General features: G+C 35.6%; 32 protein-coding genes. All 32 read left to right on the top strand.

Annotated elements, in window-relative coordinates; translation table 11 throughout:
- Nucleotides 1-9: 9 nt before the first annotated feature.
- The 32 genes from fusA (at nt 10) to eno (ending at nt 19,019) form a co-directional block, all read left to right on the top strand.
- The gene (gene fusA / locus B0A57_RS08485) at nt 10-2,166 is read left to right on the top strand and encodes an elongation factor G (RefSeq protein WP_034099285.1); all 2,157 of its coding nucleotides are present in this window, start codon (nt 10-12) and stop codon (nt 2,164-2,166) included.
- 11 nt (nt 2,167-2,177) lie between these two features.
- Entirely contained in the window at nt 2,178-2,483 is a 306-nt protein-coding gene (gene rpsJ, locus B0A57_RS08490) for a 30S ribosomal protein S10 (RefSeq protein ID WP_011963470.1), read from the top strand.
- Nucleotides 2,484-2,589: 106 nt separating this feature from the next.
- Complete coding sequence (gene rplC / locus B0A57_RS08495; protein WP_011963469.1) at nt 2,590-3,207, top strand: 50S ribosomal protein L3; 618 nt, start codon at nt 2,590-2,592, stop codon at nt 3,205-3,207.
- Complete coding sequence (gene rplD, locus B0A57_RS08500; RefSeq protein ID WP_034099283.1) at nt 3,207-3,836, top strand: 50S ribosomal protein L4; 630 nt, start codon at nt 3,207-3,209, stop codon at nt 3,834-3,836. The genes rplC and rplD overlap by 1 nt, the downstream gene beginning before the upstream one ends.
- A gap of 6 nt (nt 3,837-3,842) precedes the next feature.
- A complete protein-coding gene (rplW, locus tag B0A57_RS08505) occupies nt 3,843-4,133 on the top strand; it encodes a 50S ribosomal protein L23 (protein ID WP_011963467.1) in 291 nt (96 codons plus the stop codon).
- A 9-nt stretch (nt 4,134-4,142) separates the two neighbouring features.
- Nucleotides 4,143-4,967, top strand: coding sequence for a 50S ribosomal protein L2 (gene rplB, locus B0A57_RS08510; RefSeq protein ID WP_011963466.1), 825 nt, complete (start codon nt 4,143-4,145; stop codon nt 4,965-4,967).
- 6 nt (nt 4,968-4,973) lie between these two features.
- Nucleotides 4,974-5,252, top strand: a complete 279-nt coding sequence (gene rpsS / locus B0A57_RS08515; protein WP_007136562.1) for a 30S ribosomal protein S19 — start codon at nt 4,974-4,976, stop codon at nt 5,250-5,252.
- A gap of 6 nt (nt 5,253-5,258) precedes the next feature.
- Complete coding sequence (gene rplV, locus B0A57_RS08520; protein WP_034099280.1) at nt 5,259-5,672, top strand: 50S ribosomal protein L22; 414 nt, start codon at nt 5,259-5,261, stop codon at nt 5,670-5,672.
- A gap of 1 nt (nt 5,673) precedes the next feature.
- Nucleotides 5,674-6,435 (top strand): 30S ribosomal protein S3, encoded by a 762-nt coding sequence (gene rpsC, locus B0A57_RS08525; RefSeq protein ID WP_011963464.1) that lies wholly within the window; start codon nt 5,674-5,676, stop codon nt 6,433-6,435.
- A gap of 20 nt (nt 6,436-6,455) precedes the next feature.
- Nucleotides 6,456-6,881: a 50S ribosomal protein L16 gene (rplP, locus tag B0A57_RS08530; RefSeq protein WP_011963463.1), complete on the top strand. Its 426-nt coding sequence runs from the start codon at nt 6,456-6,458 to the stop codon at nt 6,879-6,881.
- An 11-nt stretch (nt 6,882-6,892) separates the two neighbouring features.
- Entirely contained in the window at nt 6,893-7,084 is a 192-nt protein-coding gene (gene rpmC / locus B0A57_RS08535; protein WP_011963462.1) for a 50S ribosomal protein L29, read from the top strand.
- Between the two features lie 17 nt (nt 7,085-7,101).
- Nucleotides 7,102-7,362: a 30S ribosomal protein S17 gene (gene rpsQ, locus B0A57_RS08540; RefSeq protein ID WP_011963461.1), complete on the top strand. Its 261-nt coding sequence runs from the start codon at nt 7,102-7,104 to the stop codon at nt 7,360-7,362.
- A gap of 2 nt (nt 7,363-7,364) precedes the next feature.
- Entirely contained in the window at nt 7,365-7,733 is a 369-nt protein-coding gene (gene rplN, locus B0A57_RS08545; RefSeq protein ID WP_011963460.1) for a 50S ribosomal protein L14, read from the top strand.
- 12 nt (nt 7,734-7,745) lie between these two features.
- A complete protein-coding gene (gene rplX / locus B0A57_RS08550; protein WP_011963459.1) occupies nt 7,746-8,060 on the top strand; it encodes a 50S ribosomal protein L24 in 315 nt (104 codons plus the stop codon).
- A gap of 2 nt (nt 8,061-8,062) precedes the next feature.
- Nucleotides 8,063-8,614 (top strand): 50S ribosomal protein L5, encoded by a 552-nt coding sequence (gene rplE, locus B0A57_RS08555; RefSeq protein ID WP_011963458.1) that lies wholly within the window; start codon nt 8,063-8,065, stop codon nt 8,612-8,614.
- 3 nt (nt 8,615-8,617) lie between these two features.
- Complete coding sequence (rpsN, locus tag B0A57_RS08560) at nt 8,618-8,887, top strand: 30S ribosomal protein S14 (RefSeq protein ID WP_011963457.1); 270 nt, start codon at nt 8,618-8,620, stop codon at nt 8,885-8,887.
- 137 nt (nt 8,888-9,024) lie between these two features.
- Nucleotides 9,025-9,423 carry a 30S ribosomal protein S8 gene (gene rpsH, locus B0A57_RS08565; RefSeq protein ID WP_011963456.1) on the top strand — a complete coding sequence of 133 codons (399 nt, stop codon included), beginning with the start codon at nt 9,025-9,027 and terminating at the stop codon, nt 9,421-9,423.
- A gap of 16 nt (nt 9,424-9,439) precedes the next feature.
- Nucleotides 9,440-9,985 carry a 50S ribosomal protein L6 gene (rplF, locus tag B0A57_RS08570; protein WP_011963455.1) on the top strand — a complete coding sequence of 182 codons (546 nt, stop codon included), beginning with the start codon at nt 9,440-9,442 and terminating at the stop codon, nt 9,983-9,985.
- Between the two features lie 11 nt (nt 9,986-9,996).
- Nucleotides 9,997-10,347, top strand: coding sequence for a 50S ribosomal protein L18 (gene rplR, locus B0A57_RS08575; RefSeq protein WP_011963454.1), 351 nt, complete (start codon nt 9,997-9,999; stop codon nt 10,345-10,347).
- Nucleotides 10,348-10,353: 6 nt separating this feature from the next.
- Complete coding sequence (gene rpsE, locus B0A57_RS08580) at nt 10,354-10,878, top strand: 30S ribosomal protein S5 (RefSeq protein WP_011963453.1); 525 nt, start codon at nt 10,354-10,356, stop codon at nt 10,876-10,878.
- Between the two features lie 12 nt (nt 10,879-10,890).
- Nucleotides 10,891-11,073 (top strand): 50S ribosomal protein L30, encoded by a 183-nt coding sequence (rpmD, locus tag B0A57_RS08585; RefSeq protein WP_011963452.1) that lies wholly within the window; start codon nt 10,891-10,893, stop codon nt 11,071-11,073.
- Nucleotides 11,074-11,085: 12 nt separating this feature from the next.
- Nucleotides 11,086-11,538, top strand: coding sequence for a 50S ribosomal protein L15 (rplO, locus tag B0A57_RS08590; RefSeq protein WP_011963451.1), 453 nt, complete (start codon nt 11,086-11,088; stop codon nt 11,536-11,538).
- A gap of 11 nt (nt 11,539-11,549) precedes the next feature.
- Nucleotides 11,550-12,893 (top strand): preprotein translocase subunit SecY, encoded by a 1,344-nt coding sequence (gene secY, locus B0A57_RS08595; protein WP_011963450.1) that lies wholly within the window; start codon nt 11,550-11,552, stop codon nt 12,891-12,893.
- Between the two features lies 1 nt (nt 12,894).
- The gene (gene infA / locus B0A57_RS08600) at nt 12,895-13,110 is read left to right on the top strand and encodes a translation initiation factor IF-1 (RefSeq protein ID WP_011963449.1); all 216 of its coding nucleotides are present in this window, start codon (nt 12,895-12,897) and stop codon (nt 13,108-13,110) included.
- Nucleotides 13,111-13,113: 3 nt separating this feature from the next.
- Nucleotides 13,114-13,230 (top strand): type B 50S ribosomal protein L36, encoded by a 117-nt coding sequence (gene ykgO / locus B0A57_RS08605; protein WP_008992256.1) that lies wholly within the window; start codon nt 13,114-13,116, stop codon nt 13,228-13,230.
- Nucleotides 13,231-13,232: 2 nt separating this feature from the next.
- Entirely contained in the window at nt 13,233-13,607 is a 375-nt protein-coding gene (gene rpsM / locus B0A57_RS08610) for a 30S ribosomal protein S13 (RefSeq protein ID WP_011963448.1), read from the top strand.
- Between the two features lie 8 nt (nt 13,608-13,615).
- Entirely contained in the window at nt 13,616-13,999 is a 384-nt protein-coding gene (rpsK, locus tag B0A57_RS08615; protein ID WP_011963447.1) for a 30S ribosomal protein S11, read from the top strand.
- Nucleotides 14,000-14,090: 91 nt separating this feature from the next.
- A complete protein-coding gene (rpsD, locus tag B0A57_RS08620) occupies nt 14,091-14,696 on the top strand; it encodes a 30S ribosomal protein S4 (protein ID WP_011963446.1) in 606 nt (201 codons plus the stop codon).
- Nucleotides 14,697-14,720: 24 nt separating this feature from the next.
- Complete coding sequence (locus tag B0A57_RS08625; RefSeq protein WP_011963445.1) at nt 14,721-15,713, top strand: DNA-directed RNA polymerase subunit alpha; 993 nt, start codon at nt 14,721-14,723, stop codon at nt 15,711-15,713.
- Between the two features lie 64 nt (nt 15,714-15,777).
- Nucleotides 15,778-16,266 carry a 50S ribosomal protein L17 gene (gene rplQ / locus B0A57_RS08630; protein WP_011963444.1) on the top strand — a complete coding sequence of 163 codons (489 nt, stop codon included), beginning with the start codon at nt 15,778-15,780 and terminating at the stop codon, nt 16,264-16,266.
- A 303-nt stretch (nt 16,267-16,569) separates the two neighbouring features.
- A complete protein-coding gene (gene carA / locus B0A57_RS08635; protein ID WP_038466081.1) occupies nt 16,570-17,679 on the top strand; it encodes a glutamine-hydrolyzing carbamoyl-phosphate synthase small subunit in 1,110 nt (369 codons plus the stop codon).
- 50 nt (nt 17,680-17,729) lie between these two features.
- Nucleotides 17,730-19,019 (top strand): phosphopyruvate hydratase, encoded by a 1,290-nt coding sequence (eno, locus tag B0A57_RS08640; protein WP_011963441.1) that lies wholly within the window; start codon nt 17,730-17,732, stop codon nt 19,017-19,019.
- Nucleotides 19,020-19,517 lie beyond the last annotated feature (498 nt).

The following is a 19,517-nucleotide window of genomic DNA, read 5'->3' on the forward strand; positions in this document are numbered from 1 at the left end:
TCTTAAGAAATGGCTAGAGAACTTAAATATACAAGAAACATAGGAATCGCTGCTCATATTGATGCTGGTAAAACAACAACAACAGAGCGTATCTTATTTTATACAGGAAAATCACACAAAATTGGTGAAGTACACGATGGTGCTGCAACAATGGACTGGATGGCGCAAGAGCAAGAAAGAGGTATTACAATTACTTCTGCTGCAACTACTTGCGAATGGAATTTTCCAACTACTCAAGGAAAAATGTTACCTGAAACATTGCCTTACCACTTTAATATTATCGATACCCCAGGACACGTTGACTTTACAGTTGAAGTAAACCGTTCTTTGCGTGTACTAGATGGTCTAGTTTTCTTATTTTCTGCCGTAGATGGTGTTGAGCCTCAATCAGAAACTAACTGGAGATTAGCAGATCAATATCGTGTGCCACGTATTGGATTCGTTAATAAAATGGACAGACAAGGTTCTAACTTTTTGATGGTTTGTCAACAAGTAAGAGACATGCTAAAATCTAACGCAGTTGCAATCACTTTGCCAATTGGTGAAGAAAATGATTTCAAAGGAGTTGTAGATTTAGTGCGTAACCAAGCTATTGTTTGGGATGATGCAGGTATGGGAGCAACTTACGAGGTTGTGCCTATTCCTGAGGACATGCTTGCTGAAGTTAAAGAATACAGAGGAATTCTTATCGAAGCAGTAGCTTCTTATGATGAGAATTTGCTTGAAAAATTCATGGAAGATGAATCTTCAATTACCGAAAACGAAATCAACGTGGCTTTAAGAGCAGCTGTAATGGATATGGCAATCATTCCTATGATTGCTGGATCTTCTTTCAAAAACAAAGGAGTTCAATTCATGTTAGATGCAGTATGTAAATATTTGCCATCTCCAATGGATAAAGAAGGTATTGAAGGAATTCATCCTGATGATGCTGATTTGTTAGAAGAAGATCAAACTAAAATTTTGCGTAAGCCAGATGTAAAAGAGCCATTCGCTGCTTTAGCATTTAAAATTGCTACCGATCCTTTTGTAGGTCGTTTGGCTTTCTTCCGTGCTTATTCAGGACGTTTAGATGCAGGTTCTTATGTTTTGAACACTCGTTCAGGAAACAAAGAAAGAATTTCTCGTATCTACCAAATGCACGCTAACAAACAAAACCCAATCGAATATATTGAAGCAGGTGATATTGGAGCAGCAGTTGGATTTAAAGATATTAAAACTGGAGATACATTGTGTGATGAAAAACACCCAATTATTCTTGAGTCAATGAAATTTCCAGCACCAGTAATTGGTATCGCTATCGAACCAAAAACAAAAGCTGACGTAGATAAAATGGGTATGGCTTTAGCTAAATTAGCTGAAGAGGATCCTACATTTACAGTAAGAACTGACGAAGCTTCGGGGCAAACTATTATATCAGGTATGGGTGAGCTTCACTTAGATATCCTTGTTGATAGAATGAAACGTGAATTTAAAGTTGAAGTAAACCAAGGTGAGCCTCAAGTTGAATACAAAGAAGCGTTTACAAAATCTGCACAACACAGAGAAACTTACAAAAAACAATCTGGAGGTCGTGGTAAATTCGGTGATATCGTATTTAAATTAGAGCCTGCAGACGAAGTAGATGGTAAGCCAGCTGTTGGATTGCAATTTATTAACGCAGTAAAAGGTGGAAACGTTCCTAAAGAATATATTCCATCTGTAGAAAAAGGTTTCCGTGAAGCTATGAAAACTGGTCCTCTTGCAGGATACCAAGTAGATAGTTTGAAAGTAACTTTATTAGACGGATCTTTTCACCCAGTCGATTCAGATGCACTTTCTTTCGAACTTGCAGCTAGAATGGGTTATAGAGAAGTAGCTAAAGCTGCTGGTGCAATTGTTCTTGAACCAATCATGAAAATGGAAGTCATTACTCCTGAAGAAAACATGGGAGATATCGTAGGTGATATCAACCGTCGTAGAGGTCAAGTAAATGACATGGGTGACAGAAATGGTGCTAAAACAATTAAGGCTGATGTGCCTTTATCAGAAATGTTTGGTTATGTAACTACATTAAGAACATTGTCATCTGGTAGAGCAACTTCAACTATGGAGTTTTCACACTATGCAGAAACACCTTCTAATATTTCAGAAGCGGTAATTAAAAAAGCAAAAGGTAACGCCTAATTCTTAAGAAAATGAGTCAAAAAATCAGAATAAAATTGAAATCTTACGATCATATGTTAGTAGATAAGTCTGCTGAAAAGATTGTAAAAACTGTAAAAAGTACAGGTGCTGTTGTAACTGGTCCAATTCCGTTACCTACTCACAAAAAACTTTTCACTGTATTACGTTCTCCACACGTTAACAAAAAAGCGAGAGAACAATTTGAAGTGATGTCATATAAGAGATTAATCGACATTTATTCTTCTTCATCAAAAACAATTGACGCTCTAATGAAATTAGAGTTGCCAAGCGGGGTTGAAGTAGAGATAAAAGTATAATTAGTTAGCTAAAAAAGTATTTAGGGATTAAGTTTTGATAATCAAAACTTAATCCCTACTTTTGCACACTCAAAAAATAATAAGTAGTAATTATAATTAATTAAATATGTCTGGGTTAATCGGAAGAAAAATTGGCATGACTAGCATCTTTGACGAGAACGGGAAGAATATTCCTTGTACTGTTATTGAAGCAGGACCATGCGTAGTTACCCAAGTCAGAACCATTGGTGTTGACGGGTATGAGGCCTTACAACTTGGTTTCGATGACAAGAACGAGAAACATTCTACTAAAGCTGACTTAGGTCACTTTAAAAAAGCTGGAACTGTTGCTAAGAAAAAAGTCGTTGAATTTCAAGATTTTGTAAGTGAGCACAAATTAGGAGATGTTATCTCTGTAGATTTGTTCTCTGAAGGAGAGTTTGTAGATATACAAGGTGTGTCTAAAGGGAAAGGTTTTCAGGGTGTAGTTAAACGTCACGGTTTTGGTGGTGTAGGACAAGCAACTCACGGACAACACAACCGTTTAAGAGCGCCAGGGTCTGTAGGAGCTTCTTCTTATCCATCTAGAGTATTCAAAGGAATGCGAATGGCTGGTAGAATGGGTGGAGATAATGTAAAAGTACAAAATCTAAGAGTTTTAAAAGTAGTTGCTGAAAAGAATCTACTTGTTATTAAAGGATGTATTCCTGGATGTAACAACTCTTACGTAATCATTCAGAAGTAATGGAAGTAAAAGTTTTAAATATCAACGGAAAAGAAACTGGCAGAAAAGTTCAACTATCTGATTCAGTTTTCGCAATCGAGCCTAATAAGCACGCAGTATATCTTGATGTTAAGCAATACTTAGCAAATCAAAGACAAGGAACTCATAAAGCTAAAGAAAGAGCTGAAGTTGCTGGAAGTACTCGTAAGATAAAAAAACAAAAAGGAACTGGAACTGCTCGTGCGGGTAGTGCAAAGAATCCATTGTTTAAAGGTGGAGGTAGAGTTTTTGGTCCGCGTCCAAGAAGTTATTCATTTAAATTGAATAAAACTGTAAAACGTTTGGCTAGAAGATCGGCTTTCTCAATCAAAGCACAAGAAGCAAATATTATAGTAGTTGAAGATTTTGTATTCGAGGCTCCAAATACTAAAAATTTCATTAATGTTTTGAAAGCGTTAGGGTTAGAAGATAAAAAATCTTTATTCGTATTGGGTGATTCAAATAAAAATGTATATTTGTCGTCACGTAATTTAAAAGCGACTAACGCGTTAACTAACTCAGAATTAAGTACTTATGCGATATTAAACGCAAATAATTTAGTTCTTTTAGAAGGATCTTTAGAAGGAATTGAAGAAAATTTAAGTAAATAATAGGCCATGAGTATCATAATTAAACCTATCGTAACAGAAAAAATGACCAAAGCAGGTGAAGTATTCAACCGTTTTGGCTTCGTTGTAGATAAAAAAGCAAACAAAGTGCAAATTAAGAAAGCTGTTGAGGCTGCTTATGGTGTTAAAGTTGTTGATGTAAATACAATGAATGTGCGTCCGGATAGATCGACTAAATACACAAAAAGTGGATTGATTACTGGAAAAACAAATGCTTATAAAAAAGCAATTGTTCAAGTGCAAGAAGGAGAAACAATCGATTTTTACAACAATATCTAATAGAATAAGATGTCAGTAAGAAAATTAAAACCTATTACCCCGGGTCAGCGTTTTAGAGTTGTGAATGGTTTTGACGCCATTACAACTGATAAGCCGGAGCGTTCATTGATCGCACCGATAAAAAACTCAGGCGGTAGAAATAGTCAAGGAAAGATGACCATGCGTTATACGGGTGGTGGTCACAAGCAGCGTTATCGTATTATCGATTTTAAGAGAACTAAAGATGGAATTCCAGCTTCAGTAAAATCTATCGAGTACGATCCAAACAGAACTGCATTTATCGCTTTGTTAGCTTACGCTGATGGAGAGAAAACATATATTATTGCTCAAAACGGATTGCAAGTTGGTCAAAAAGTAGTTTCAGGAGAAGGTTCAGCGCCAGAAATTGGAAATACATTGCCATTAAGTAAAATTCCATTAGGAACTGTAATATCTTGTATCGAGTTACGTCCAGGTCAAGGAGCTGTTATTGCTCGTTCAGCTGGAACATTTGCTCAGTTAATGGCAAGAGATGGGAAATACGCAACAATTAAAATGCCTTCAGGTGAAACAAGATTAATCTTGCTTACTTGTTCAGCAACTATTGGAGCTGTATCGAACTCTGATCATCAATTAATTGTATCTGGAAAAGCGGGTAGAACTAGATGGTTAGGTAGAAGACCAAGAACAAGACCAGTTGCAATGAACCCTGTCGATCACCCAATGGGTGGTGGTGAAGGACGTTCTTCAGGAGGTCACCCACGTTCTAGAAATGGTATCCCAGCTAAAGGTTATAGAACTCGTTCTAAGAAAAACCCAAGTAACAAGTATATTGTAGAACGTAGAAAGAAATAATAAGATATGGCACGTTCATTAAAAAAAGGACCTTTCGTACACTATAAATTAGACAAGAAAGTTCAAGAGAATATTGCAGGTGGAAACAAAGGTGTTGTAAAGACTTGGTCTCGAGCATCTATGATTACTCCAGATTTTGTAGGTCAAACTATTGCAGTTCACAACGGTCGTCAATTCGTACCGGTTTATGTTACTGAAAATATGGTAGGTCACAAATTGGGAGAATTTTCACCAACAAGATCATTTAGAGGTCACGCTGGAGCAAAAAATAAAGGTAAAAAATAAGAAGCAATGGGAGTTCGTAAAAGAGAAACAGCAGACGCGAGAAAAGAGGCTAATAAGTCTATTGCTTTCGCAAAGTTAAATAACTGCCCTACTTCACCTAGAAAAATGCGCTTAGTTGCGGACTTGGTAAGAGGTCAGAAAGTGGATAGAGCACTTAATATATTAAGATTTAGCTCTAAAGAAGCTTCAAGAAAATTAGAAAAATTGGTTTTATCTGTAATTGCTAACTGGCAAGCAAAAAACCCTGAAGCTAATATGGAAGAAGCAGGCTTATTTATAAAAACTATCACTGTTGATGGTGGAATGATGTTGAAAAGACTTCGTCCAGCTCCGCAAGGTAGAGCACATAGAATTAGAAAACGTTCTAACCACGTAACAATCGTGTTGGAATCTATTAATAACACACAAGCAATTAATTAAGATGGGACAAAAGACAAATCCAATTGGAAATAGACTTGGTATCATCAGAGGATGGGACTCTAACTGGTATGGTGGTAATGACTACGGTGATAAAATCGCTGAAGACTACAAAATCAGAAAGTATATCCACGCTCGTTTATCAAAAGCTAGTGTATCAAAAGTAATCATCGAGAGAACTTTGAAGCTTGTAACCGTTACTATCACTACTGCTAGACCTGGTATTATTATCGGAAAAGGTGGCCAAGAGGTAGACAAGTTGAAAGAGGAACTTAAGAAAGTTACTGACAAAGAGGTTCAAATCAACATCTTTGAAATAAAAAGACCTGAACTAGACGCATTTTTAGTTGCTACTAGCATTTGTCGTCAAATTGAAAGCCGTATTTCGTACAGAAGAGCAATCAAAATGGCAATCGCAGCCTCTATGCGTATGAATGCAGAAGGAATTAAAGTTTTGATTTCTGGTCGTTTGAATGGTGCTGAAATGGCACGTTCGGAAGGTTTCAAAGAAGGAAGAGTTCCTTTATCAACTTTCAGAGCCGATATTGATTACGCTTTGGCTGAAGCGCATACTACTTACGGTAGAATGGGTATCAAAGTGTGGATCATGAAAGGTGAAGTTTATGGAAAAAGAGATCTTTCTCCACTTGCAGGCATGGACAAAAAACAAGCTGGTCAAGGTGGTGGAAAAGGTGGAGATTCTCCTAGGGGAGATAGAAAACCTTTTAACAAAGGTGGAAAACCAGACGCTCGTAAAAGAAAGTAAATTTAAAAATTTAAAGAAAAATGTTACAGCCTAAAAGAACAAAATACCGTAAGGTACAGAAAGGTAAAATGAAAGGAAATTCTCAAAGAGGACATGAACTTTCAAATGGAATGTTTGGAATTAAATCTGTTCATGAAGATGGAATGTTTTTAACATCACGTCAAATCGAAGCTGCACGTATTGCTGCAACTCGTTTTATGAAAAGAGAAGGTCAATTATGGATCAAAATATTCCCAGACAAACCAATAACAAAGAAGCCTCTTGAAGTACGTATGGGTAAAGGTAAAGGTGCAGTTGAATACTGGGCTGCTGTTGTTAAACCAGGAAGAATTATGTTTGAAGTTGGAGGAGTGCCTTTGTCAGTTGCAAAAGAGGCGTTACGTCTTGCAGCGCAAAAACTTCCATGTAAAACTAAATTCGTCGTTGCTAGAGATTTCGAAGCATAATAAATATAATTATGAAACAATTAGAAATTAAAAATCTATCTGCTGCTGAGTTACAAGCTAAATTAGTTCAGTTAAAGAAAACGTATAGCGATATAAAAATCGCTCATGCAATTTCGCCAATCGAGAACCCACTTCAAATAAGAAGTTTAAGACGTTCAGTTGCAAGAATTGCCACTGAAATTAGCAAAAGAGAGCTACTATAATTTGTATTCTGCGAAAGATGGAAGATAAAAGAAATTTAAGAAAAGAAAGAATTGGTGTGGTTACTTCAGACAAAATGGATAAATCTATTGTTGTTGCACAAGTAACTAGAGTAAAACACCCATTATATGGTAAGTTCGTGTTAAAAACAAAGAAATTTGTAGCACACGACGAAACAAATGACTGTAACGTTGGAGATACAGTAAAGATCATGGAAACAAGACCTTTATCAAAATCTAAATGTTGGAGATTAGTTGAAATCATTGAAAGAGCTAAATAATTATGGTACAACAAGAATCAAGACTAAGAGTCGCAGATAACACAGGAGCAAAAGAAGTTTTGACAATCCGTGTATTAGGTGGTACCAAAAGAAGGTATGCATCTGTTGGAGATAAAATTGTAGTTTCAATCAAAGATACAGCCCCTAACGGAAGCGTTAAAAAAGGGTCTGTTTCAACTGCAGTTGTTGTACGTACTAAAAAAGAAGTGAGAAGAGCCGATGGTTCTTACATCAGATTCGACGATAACGCTTGCGTGTTGTTAAATGCTGCTGGAGAAATGAGAGGAACTCGCGTTTTTGGTCCTGTAGCAAGAGAGCTTCGTGAAAAACAATTCATGAAAATTGTATCATTAGCACCAGAGGTGCTTTAATTATTTATTAAGATGATAAAGTTAAAAATAAAAACAGGAGATATCGTTAGAGTTATTGCTGGAGACCATAAAGGTGCTGAAGGTAAAGTTGTAAAGGTAGATCGTGAGAAAAATAAGGCGATAGTTGAAGGTGTAAACATGGTTTCGAAACATACTAAACCAAGTGCAAAAAGCCCTCAAGGTGGTATCGTTAAGAAAGAAGCTCCTATTCAAATATCTAACGTTTCTCTAATAGATCCTAAAACTAAGGAAGCTACAAGAGTAGGAATTAGAGTTGAAGGAGATAAGAAAGTAAGATTTTCAAAAAAATCTAATCAAGTACTATAGTAATGGCTTATATACCTAGACTAAAAGAAGAATATAAGAGTAGAGTTATCTCTGCTCTTACGGAAGAATTCGGTTACAAAAACGTAATGCAAGTTCCAAAACTTGAAAAAATCGTGATTAGTAAAGGAGTTGGTGCAGCAGTATCAGACAAGAAATTGATCGATTATGCTGTAGAAGAGTTAACGAAAATTACTGGACAAAAAGCGGTAGCTACTATCTCTAAAAAGGACGTTGCGTCTTTCAAATTGAGAAAAGGAATGCCAATTGGTGCAAAAGTAACACTTCGTGGAGAAAGAATGTATGAATTCTTAGATAGATTAGTAACTTCATCTTTGCCACGTGTAAGAGATTTTAGTGGTATTAAAGCTACGGGTTTCGACGGAAGAGGAAATTATAATCTTGGTGTTTTAGAACAAATAATTTTTCCGGAAATTGATATTGATAAAGTAAATAAAATCTCAGGTATGGATATTACTTTCGTAACATCTGCTACCACAGACAAAGAGGCAAAGTCATTATTAACTGAATTGGGATTACCATTTAAAAAGAACTAAGACATGGCTAAAGAATCAATGAAAGCCCGTGAGGTAAAAAGAGAAAATACGGTAGCTAAATATGCTGAGAAAAGAAAAGCTTTGAAAGAAGCTGGAGATTTCGTAGGTTTGCAGAAATTACCGAAGAATGCTTCACCAGTTCGTATGCACAATCGTTGCAAACTAACAGGAAGGCCAAGAGGTTATATGCGTCAATTCGGTATTTCACGTGTTACATTTCGTGAAATGGCAAATAACGGATTGATACCTGGAGTTAAAAAAGCTTCTTGGTAAAATTCAATTATAATTTCAAATCACGAATTTAAATTAAACAAATTCGTGATTTGAGATTTTGATTAAACAAGTATAAACTGGTTAAAGGTTCATTTGATGAGTGTCAGTTGAAAACCATAACCGCAAATTGATACATAATGTATACAGATCCAATTGCAGATTATCTTACGAGAGTTAGAAATGCAGCGAAGGCAAACCACAAAGTGGTTGAGATTCCAGCATCTAACATGAAGAAAGAGATCACAAAGATTTTATTCGATCAAGGATATATCTTAAGTTACAAGTTTGAAGACAACGCTGTTCAGGGTTCAATCAAAATCGCTCTAAAGTACGATAAAGTTACTAAAGAGTCAGTAATTAGAGATATCCAAAGAATTAGTAAACCAGGTTTACGTAAGTATTCAGGTTCTTCTACAATACCAAGAATCCTTAACGGATTAGGAATTGCTATCGTTTCAACTTCAAAAGGTCTTATGACTGGTAAGTTAGCTAAGCAACTCAATGTTGGTGGAGAAGTAATTTGTTACGTATACTAATAATAGACTACTAGAAATGTCAAGAATAGGTAAAAATCCAATTGCAATTCCAGCAGGAGTAACTGTAGAAGTAAATAACTCTATCGTTACTGTAAAAGGGAAATTAGGGCAACTTACGCAAAACTATACCAACAATGTAACTGTAAAGGTTGAAGAAGGTCAAGTTATTGTAGAAAGAGCTGCTGATAGCAAACAAGAAAGAGCTCAACACGGATTGTATAGAGCTTTAATCAATAACATGGTTGCTGGTGTATCTACTGGTTTTACAAAAGAGTTAGAGCTTGTTGGAGTAGGATATAGAGCGTCTAATCAAGGTCAAAAACTTGATTTAGCTTTAGGATTTTCTCACAACATCGTTTTAGAAATTGCATCTGAAGTTACTTTAGAAACAATATCTGAAAAAGGTAAAAACCCAATTGTAAAATTAACTTCATTCGATAAACAACTTTTAGGTCAAGTGGCTGCGAAAATCAGAGGTTTCCGCAAACCAGAACCATACAAAGGAAAAGGTGTTAAATTCGTAGGTGAAGTATTAAGAAGAAAAGCAGGTAAATCAGCTTAAAAATTAAGATTATGTCATTAACAAAATCTGATAGAAGACAGAGAATACAGTACAGAATTAGAAAAATTGTTAGCGGAACTGCTGCAAGACCTCGTTTATCTGTATTCAGAAGTAACAAAGAAATTTACGCTCAATTGATTGACGATGTAAACGGTGTAACACTGGCTACTGCATCATCACGTGAAAAAGGTGTGAATACAGGTACTAAAATTGAAGTTGCAATTGCCGTTGGGAAACTAATAGGTGAAACAGCATTAAAAGCAGGTATTGATACAGTTACTTTCGATAGAGGTGGTTATTTATACCACGGTCGTGTCAAATCATTAGCAGAAGGTGCGAGAGCAGCCGGATTAAAATTCTAAGAAATTATGTATCATAAATACAAAAACGTAGAGTTAGTAAAACCTAGCGGTCTTGAATTAAAAGATCGTTTGGTAAGTGTAAATCGTGTGACTAAAGTTACAAAAGGAGGAAGAGCTTTTGGTTTTTCTGCAATTGTAGTAGTGGGAGACGAGAACGGAGTGGTAGGACATGGATTAGGAAAATCTAAAGATGTTTCTGAAGCAATTGCGAAAGCAGTAGAAGATGCTAAGAAAAATTTAGTAAAAATTCCTTTGAGTGGAAAATCAGTTCCTCATGAGCAAAAAGGTAAATTTGGTGGAGCTAGAGTAAATTTGATGCCAGCTTCCCATGGTACTGGAGTAATTGCAGGTGGTGCCGTTCGTTCGGTCCTTGAATCTGTGGGTATTCACGATGTATTATCAAAATCTCAAGGATCTTCTAATCCACACAACGTGGTAAAAGCAACTTTCGATGCATTATTGCAAATGAGAAGTGCTTATACGGTGTCTAGACAAAGAGGGATTTCATTAGAGAAAGTATTTAAAGGTTAATTCAAGGAAATTATGGCTAAATTATTAGTAAAACAAGTTAGAAGTAAAATCAACTGTCCCCTTGATCAAAAAAGAGGATTAGAAGCTTTAGGTCTACGTAAAATGGGTCAAGTTGTAGAGCATGATTCAAATCCAACTATCCTTGGGATGATAAACAAAGTTAAACACTTAGTTTCTGTAGAAGAAGCTAAATAACCAAACACTGTTATGAATTTAAGTAATTTACAACCAGCTGAAGGTTCAACACATAATCAAAACAAAAGATTAGGTAGAGGAGAAGGTTCTGGAAAAGGTGGTACTTCTGCAAGAGGTCACAAAGGAGCAAAATCTCGTTCTGGGTATTCTAAAAAGATTGGTTTTGAAGGAGGGCAAATGCCACTTCAAAGACGTGTTCCTAAGTTTGGTTTCACAAATATCAACAGAATTGAATATCAAGGAGTTAATCTTGATAATCTTCAATTACTTGTTGATAATGGTATTGTTACCGATACTGTCGATATGGCGGTATTTATTACAAGCCGTTTGGCTACTAAAACTGAAGTTGTTAAAATTTTAGGTAGAGGTGAGCTTAAAGCAAAATTAAAAGTTAGCGCACATAAATTTACTGCTACTGCAAAAGCCGCTATTGAAGCTGCTGGTGGGGAAGCTATAGAATTGTAATTTTCTAAACGATGAAAAAACTTATTGAATCGTTTTTAAGCGTTTGGAAAATTGAGGAACTAAAAAACAGAATCCTAATTACATTAGGATTTCTGTTGGTTTATCGTTTTGGTAACCAAGTTCCTTTGCCAGGAATAGATATAACTAAATTGCAAAATTTAACAAACCAAACAGATAAAGGTATTGGTTGGTTGATCGATGTGTTTACTGGTGGTGCTTTTTCCCATGCCTCTATCTTTGCATTAGGAATAATGCCTTATATTTCTGCTTCAATTGTAGTGCAGCTTATGGGAATTGCAATTCCTTATCTGCAAAAACTACAAAAAGAAGGAGAAAGTGGTAGGAAAAAGATGAATCAAATAACAAGATGGTTAACTATTGGTATTACATTAGTTCAGGGGCCGGGTTATATTTATAACCTCTACCGAACTTTGCCGCAAGACGCATTTTTGTTAGGTAATTCTCCAGCATTTATTTTTTCTTCTGTAATAATATTAGCTACAGGAACAATTTTCGCAATGTGGTTAGGTGAAAAAATAACTGATAAAGGGATAGGTAACGGTATATCGTTGTTGATTATGGCAGGGATTCTTGCTAGAATGCCTCAAGCATTTATTCAGGAATTTTCATCTGTAACAACAAATAATACAGGAGGAATAATGTTAATTGTTCTTGAAATTATTCTTTGGTTGTTGGTAATTATTGGTTGTATTTTAATAGTTATGGCTGTTCGTAAGATACCTGTTCAGTACGCTCGTCGTTCAGTAACAGGAGATTTAGAACAAGATTTGCTAGGTGGAGACAGACAATTTATTCCGTTAAAGCTAAATGCTTCAGGGGTTATGCCAATCATTTTTGCTCAAGCAATCATGTTTATACCAGCTGCTGTTGCAGGATTATCAAAATCTGAAACGGCACAATCAATAGCTTCAAGATTTCAAAATGTATTTGGTTGGGAGTATAATTTATTATTTGCATTATTAATCGTTATTTTTACCTACTTTTACACCGCAATTACAGTTCCAACTAATAAAATGGCAGATGATTTAAAAAGAAGTGGTGGGTTTATACCGGGTGTTAAGCCAGGTGTGGAAACTGCAGATTTCTTAGATCATATTATGTCTTTGATTACCTTTCCAGGGTCATTATGTCTTGCGCTACTTGCTGTGTTCCCAGCTATTGTTGTAAGTTTAATGGGTGTTCAGACACAATGGGCACATTTCTTCGGAGGTACATCGCTATTAATTATGGTTGGTGTTGTAATAGACACAGTTCAGCAAATCAATTCATATTTGTTAAACAAACATTATGACGGTTTAATGAAAAGTGGTAAAAACAGAAAAGCAATAGCTTAATATGGCAAAACAATCAGCAATAGAACAAGACGGAGCTATCATCGAAGCGTTATCAAATGCGATGTTCCGTGTTGAATTAGAAAATGGGCATATCGTTATTGCTCACATTTCAGGAAAAATGCGCATGCATTACATCAAATTATTACCTGGTGATAAAGTGAAACTTGAAATGAGTCCTTACGATTTGTCAAAAGCAAGAATTACTTATAGATACTAAAAAATGAAAGTAAGAGCATCAGTAAAAAAGAGAAGTCCCGAGTGCAAAATTGTACGTAGAAAAGGGAGATTGTACGTTATTAACAAAAAGAATCCTAGATTTAAACAAAGACAAGGATAATTATGGCAAGAATAGCAGGGGTAGATATTCCCAAAAATAAGAGAGGTGTTATTGCATTAACTTATATCTTCGGAGTAGGTAGAAGCAGAGCTATTGAGGTTTTAGAAAAAGCTCAAGTTAGTCAAGACAAAAAAGTACAAGATTGGAATGATGACGAAATCGGTGGTATCCGTGAGGCAGTCTCTTTTTATAAAATAGAAGGGGAATTGCGTTCAGAAGTTTCATTAAATATTAAACGTTTAATGGATATTGGGTGTTACAGAGGAATTCGTCATAGATCTGGGCTTCCATTAAGAGGTCAAAGAACTAAGAACAATTCTAGAACTAGAAAAGGTAAAAGAAAAACTGTTGCGAACAAGAAAAAAGCAACTAAATAATAAGTAGTATGGCTAAGGCAAGTACAAAAAAACGTAAAGTTATAGTAGAGTCAATAGGCGAAGCTCATATTAGTGCAACTTTTAACAACATCATCATTTCTTTGACAAACAAAAAAGGAGAAGTTGTTTCTTGGTCGTCAGCTGGTAAAATGGGCTTTAGAGGTTCTAAAAAGAACACTCCGTATGCTGCTCAAATGGCTGCTGAAGATTGTTCTAAAGTAGCGATGGAAGCTGGTATGAAAAAAGTGAAAGTATATGTAAAAGGACCAGGAAACGGACGTGAGTCTGCCATCAGATCTTTACACAATGCTGGAATTGAAGTAACAGAGATTATCGATGTTACCCCACTTCCTCACAACGGGTGTCGTCCTCCAAAAAGACGTAGAGTATAATTTTATAATAGTAAGTATAATAGGTAGAATTTTAGATTATCGAAGGATATGACCTGAATTCATAATCTCTATCTTAATTAAATTTTTAGAAATGGCAAGATATACTGGTCCAAGTACAAGAATAGCTCGTAAATTTGGCGAAGCTATTTTCGGAGATGATAAATCATTCGAAAAAAGAAATTACCCACCCGGACAACACGGGATGGCTAAAAAAAGAGGAAAAAAATCTGAATTTGCGATCCAGTTAATGGAAAAACAAAAAGCTAAATATTCTTACGGAATTTTAGAAAAACAGTTCAGAGGTTTATTTAAAAAAGCGGCAGCTTCAAAAGGTGTAACAGGTGAAATCCTTTTGCAATTATGTGAAGCACGTTTAGATAACGTCGTTTACAGAATGGGTATTGCTCCAACTAGAAGAGCAGCAAGGCAAATCGTTTCTCACAGACACGTGACCGTAAACGGTGAACTTGTCAATGTACCTTCATACCATTTAAAACCTGGTGACAAAGTTGCTGTTCGTGAAAAATCTAAATCATTAGAAGCTATCGACCGTTCTTTATCTAATTCAAGTCATGTTTATGAGTGGATTACTTGGAATACTGCACAAATGGAAGGAACTTTTGTTTCTGTTCCTGCAAGATTGCAAATCCCAGAAAACATTAAAGAACAACTAATCGTCGAATTGTACAACAAATAATAATTGACATCAGTCTTATAATTTATGGCATTATTTAATTTTCAGAAGCCCGATAAAGTTATCATGATCGATTCAACCGATTTTGAAGGTAAGTTTGAATTCAGACCTTTAGAACCTGGTTACGGATTAACAGTTGGTAACGCACTTAGAAGAGTTTTACTTTCTGCTTTAGAAGGTTACGCAATCACATCTATCCGTATAGAAGGTGTAGATCACGAATTCTCAACTATTCCTGGAGTTGTTGAAGATGTTACAGAAATTATTCTTAGTCTTAAACAAGTGCGTTTCAAACGTCAAATAGAAGACATAGATAACGAATCTGTTACCATTGCAATCTCAGGAAAAAATCAAATTACTGCTGGTGATTTCCAAAAATATATTTCTGGTTTTCAAGTATTAAACCCAGAATTGGTGATTTGTAACTTGGACAGTAAAGTGAACTTTAACATGGAAATGACTATCGAAAAAGGTAGAGGATATGTTCCAGCTGAAGAAAACAAAAAACAAAATGCTGCAATTGGTACTATTTTTACCGATTCTATCTTTACACCAGTAAAGAATGTGAAATATGCAATTGAAAACTTCCGTGTAGAGCAAAAAACAGATTACGAAAAATTAGTTTTTGAAATAAAAACTGACGGATCTATTAATCCAAAAGATGCCCTTACTGAAGCTGCAAAAGTATTAATTCACCATTTCATGTTGTTCTCTGACGAAAGAATTACACTTGAAGCTGATGAAATAGCCCAAACAGAATCTTATGACGAAGAGTCATTACATATGAGACAACTGCTTAAAACTAAGCTTGTAGATATGGATCTTTCTGTAAGAGCATTAAATTGCTTAAAAGCAGCTGAAGTTGATACATTAGGTGACTTAGTATCATTCAACAAAAATGACTTAATGAAATTTCGTAATTTTGGTAAAAAATCTTTAACAGAACTAGACGAACTAGTCGCTATTAAAAATTTAACCTTCGGAATGGATTTAGCAAAATACAAATTAGATAAAGAATAAATTACTTCATATTTTGCTCTCCAAAGAGGATTGTAGCAAGATGAAGGTTTAAAAAAAACAGGTCATGAGACACGGAAAAAAATTCAACCACTTAAGCAGACAAAAAGGGCACAGAGCAGCAATGCTTGCCAATATGGCTTGTTCTCTAATCGAGCACAAACGTATTAACACTACTGTCGCTAAAGCAAAAGCGCTTAAACAATTTGTTGAGCCGCTTATCACAAAATCTAAAGACGATACAACCCACAATCGTCGTATATGTTTCGCTTACTTACGTAGCAAATATGCAGTAACTGACTTGTTCAGAGACGTAGCAGCTAAAGTAGGTGATCGTCCAGGAGGATACACACGTATTATCAAATTAGGTAATCGTTTAGGAGATAACGCAGATATGGCGATGATCGAATTAGTAGATTTCAACGAACTATACAACGGTGGTAAAAAAGAAGAAGTGAAAACTAAAAGCCGTCGTGGTGGAAAAGCTAAAAAAGCTGAACCAACTACCGAAGCTCCAGCTAACACAACTGAAGAAACTACTGATAGTGCAGAATAATATGACATTCAGTTCATAAATATTAAGGATAAACTTTTACTAGTTTATCCTTTTTTTTTATAGCACTAAATCTAATAAGAAGAGGAGCGAAAGGCTCGGGACTTTACCAGCAAACCATATTCCTGCTGTCGTTACAATCTTTATACACTAAATAGGTTTTTAAAAACCTGTTTAGTGTATAAAGGATTTCCACTTCCATCAGGGCTAGCTAGTAAATTATTCGAATACTTGTATTTCCTTAGATATCTTTTATGGTTTAATTAAGAAAAAAACTTTATTTTTGCACCACAACTAAATATAACAATGCAACACACAACAAAACAAGCCGCAATATTATTACTAAGTGACGGAACAATCTTTCACGGTAAATCTATCGGAATAAGCGGCACCACATTCGGCGAAGTATGTTTTAATACAGGAACAACAGGATACCAAGAAATATTTACCGACCCGTCTTATTTCGGACAAATAATGGTAGCCACCAATGCACACATAGGAAACTATGGCGTAAATGCAGCTGAAGTAGAATCAGATAAAATTATGATTTCAGGATTAGTTTGCAAAAACTTTTCCAATTTTCATTCCCGTCCAGATTCAGAAAGTAATCTATTTGATTATTTCAAAAAACAAAACTTAGTTTGTATTTCTGATGTAGATACTCGTGCACTCGTAAGTTACATTCGTGACAACGGAGCCATGAACTCAGTCATATCAACCGACGGAACATCAATAGAAGAACTTAAAAAGCAATTGGCTCAAATTCCAGACATGAAAGGATTAGAGCTAGCATCAAAAGTATCTACAAAAACACCGTATTTTTATGGAAATGAAAATGCAAAATATAAAATATCAGCTCTAGATTTAGGAATAAAAACCAATATACTTCGTAATCTTGCCAAAAGAGATTGTTATATCAAAGTCTTTCCATACAATGCGAAATATCAAGATTTAAAGGAATTCAATCCAGATGGTTATTTCTTGTCTAACGGACCTGGCGATCCAGACCCTCTAGAAAGTGCCATTTCGGTTGCAAAAGAAATTATCGCAAACAACAATCCACTCTTCGGAATCTGTTTGGGGCACCAAGTCATTGCCTTGGCCAATGGAGTGTCTACTTATAAAATGTTCAACGGACATAGAGGAATAAATCATCCAGTTAAAAATCTAATAACAGGAAAAGGAGAAATCACCTCGCAAAATCACGGATTTGCTGTCAATAAAGAAGCATTAGACAATCATCCTGACTTAGAAATCACCCATTTACACATAAACGACGGTACCGTTGCAGGTATGCGAATGAAAAGCAAAAACTGTTTTTCAGTGCAATACCACCCAGAAGCAAGTCCTGGCCCACACGACTCTAGTTATTTATTTGATGAATTTATTGAAAATATAAAACTTTCAAAAAACTAAATTATATTTGTAATAAATCTAAAGTCTAAAATCATAAATCTAAAACTATAATGAGCATAATTATCAAAATTCACGCAAGACAAATTTTCGATTCAAGAGGAAATCCAACAATCGAAGTCGATGTAGTAACCGAAAACGGAGTTTTAGGACGTGCAGCAGTACCTTCAGGAGCATCAACAGGCGAACACGAAGCGATGGAATTGCGTGATGGAGGCAAAGCTTATCTTGGAAAAGGAGTCCTAAAAGCTGTAGAAAATGTAAACACAATAATAGCATCAGAATTACTTGGAACCTCTGTTTTCGAACAAAATCTAATCGACAAAATCATGATCGATCTAGACGGAACACCAAACAAATCAAACCTAGGCGCAAATGCCATTCTAGGGGTTTCACTAGCCGCAGCAAAAGCCGCAGCAAACGAATTAGGATTGCCATTATACAGATACATTGGAGGCGTTTCTGCAAACACATTACCCGTTCCTATGATGAATATCATCAACGGCGGTTCCCATTCCGATGCACCAATAGCATTTCAGGAATTTATGATAATACCAGTAAAAGCAGCCTCTTTTACACAAGCCATGCAAATGGGGACCGAAATTTTTCACCATCTAAAAAAAGTATTACACGACCGAGGCCTATCAACAGCAGTAGGAGACGAAGGCGGTTTTGCACCTAACTTAGCTGGGGGAACAGAAGATGCTTTAGAGACTATCAAAAAAGCAGTTCAAAGCGCAGGATATACTTTTGGCGATGACATCATGATTGCACTAGACTGTGCCGCATCAGAATTTTATGTCAACGGAAAATACGACTATACAAAGTTCGAAGGCACAACAGGAAAAATAAGAACCTCAGAAGAACAAGCAGACTATCTAGCCGAATTGGCTTCAAAATACCCAATTATTTCTATCGAAGACGGAATGCAAGAAGACGATTGGGCGGGTTGGAAATACCTAACCGAAAAAATCGGACACAAAACACAACTCGTCGGAGACGATTTATTTGTAACCAATGTAACCCGTTTGTCACGCGGAATTTCAGAAGGAATAGCCAATTCAATCCTAGTAAAAGTAAACCAAATAGGTACCTTAACCGAAACTATTGCAGCCGTAAATATGGCACACAATGCAGGCTATACCTCAGTAATGTCACACCGTTCAGGCGAAACAGAAGACCACACCATTGCAGATTTAGCCGTAGCACTAAACTGCGGACAAATAAAAACAGGTTCCGCATCACGCTCAGACCGTATGTCAAAATACAACCAATTACTGCGTATTGAAGAAGAATTAAACGATGTAGCTTATTTTCCAGGCGCAAAAGCATTCAAAAAATAAAAACATTGTAATTAGGAGCCAATCCCGCTTTACGCTACAAGTACTCACTCAAAAAACTATTTTTCTAAACAACAACAGGAGCTTCCTTTGGTCGCTCTGTTGTTGCAAGAAAAATTAGTTTTTTTCGCTTCGTAGCTTTCCGCTTCAATCGGGGCTAAAACAGCAACATTCATTATTCAAAAACACTCTAATATTCGGTAGGTATATTATTATTGCTAGCAACGAGAATCTCAATAACTCGATACAACTTCTCATTGCGGTAAATTCAATAATAAAAAGGATAAAAAGATATAGTTTTTAGTCTCAACAAAAAAACTAAAATCAACCTATAAAACTTGCAAAGTTCAAAAAAAAACTAATTTATTTCAATAAGCACTTTCCTCAAACCATTAAATTCAAAATAAAATCGTTTTTATCAATTATTTAACTAAAACCTTACCTGAATTCTTTTTTAATTAATAAGTAATTTCATAGCTTTGTTAAATTATAATTAGATAA

This window comes from Flavobacterium psychrophilum DSM 3660 = ATCC 49418 (assembly GCF_002217405.1).
GTDB classification, from domain to species: Bacteria; Bacteroidota; Bacteroidia; order Flavobacteriales; family Flavobacteriaceae; genus Flavobacterium; species Flavobacterium psychrophilum.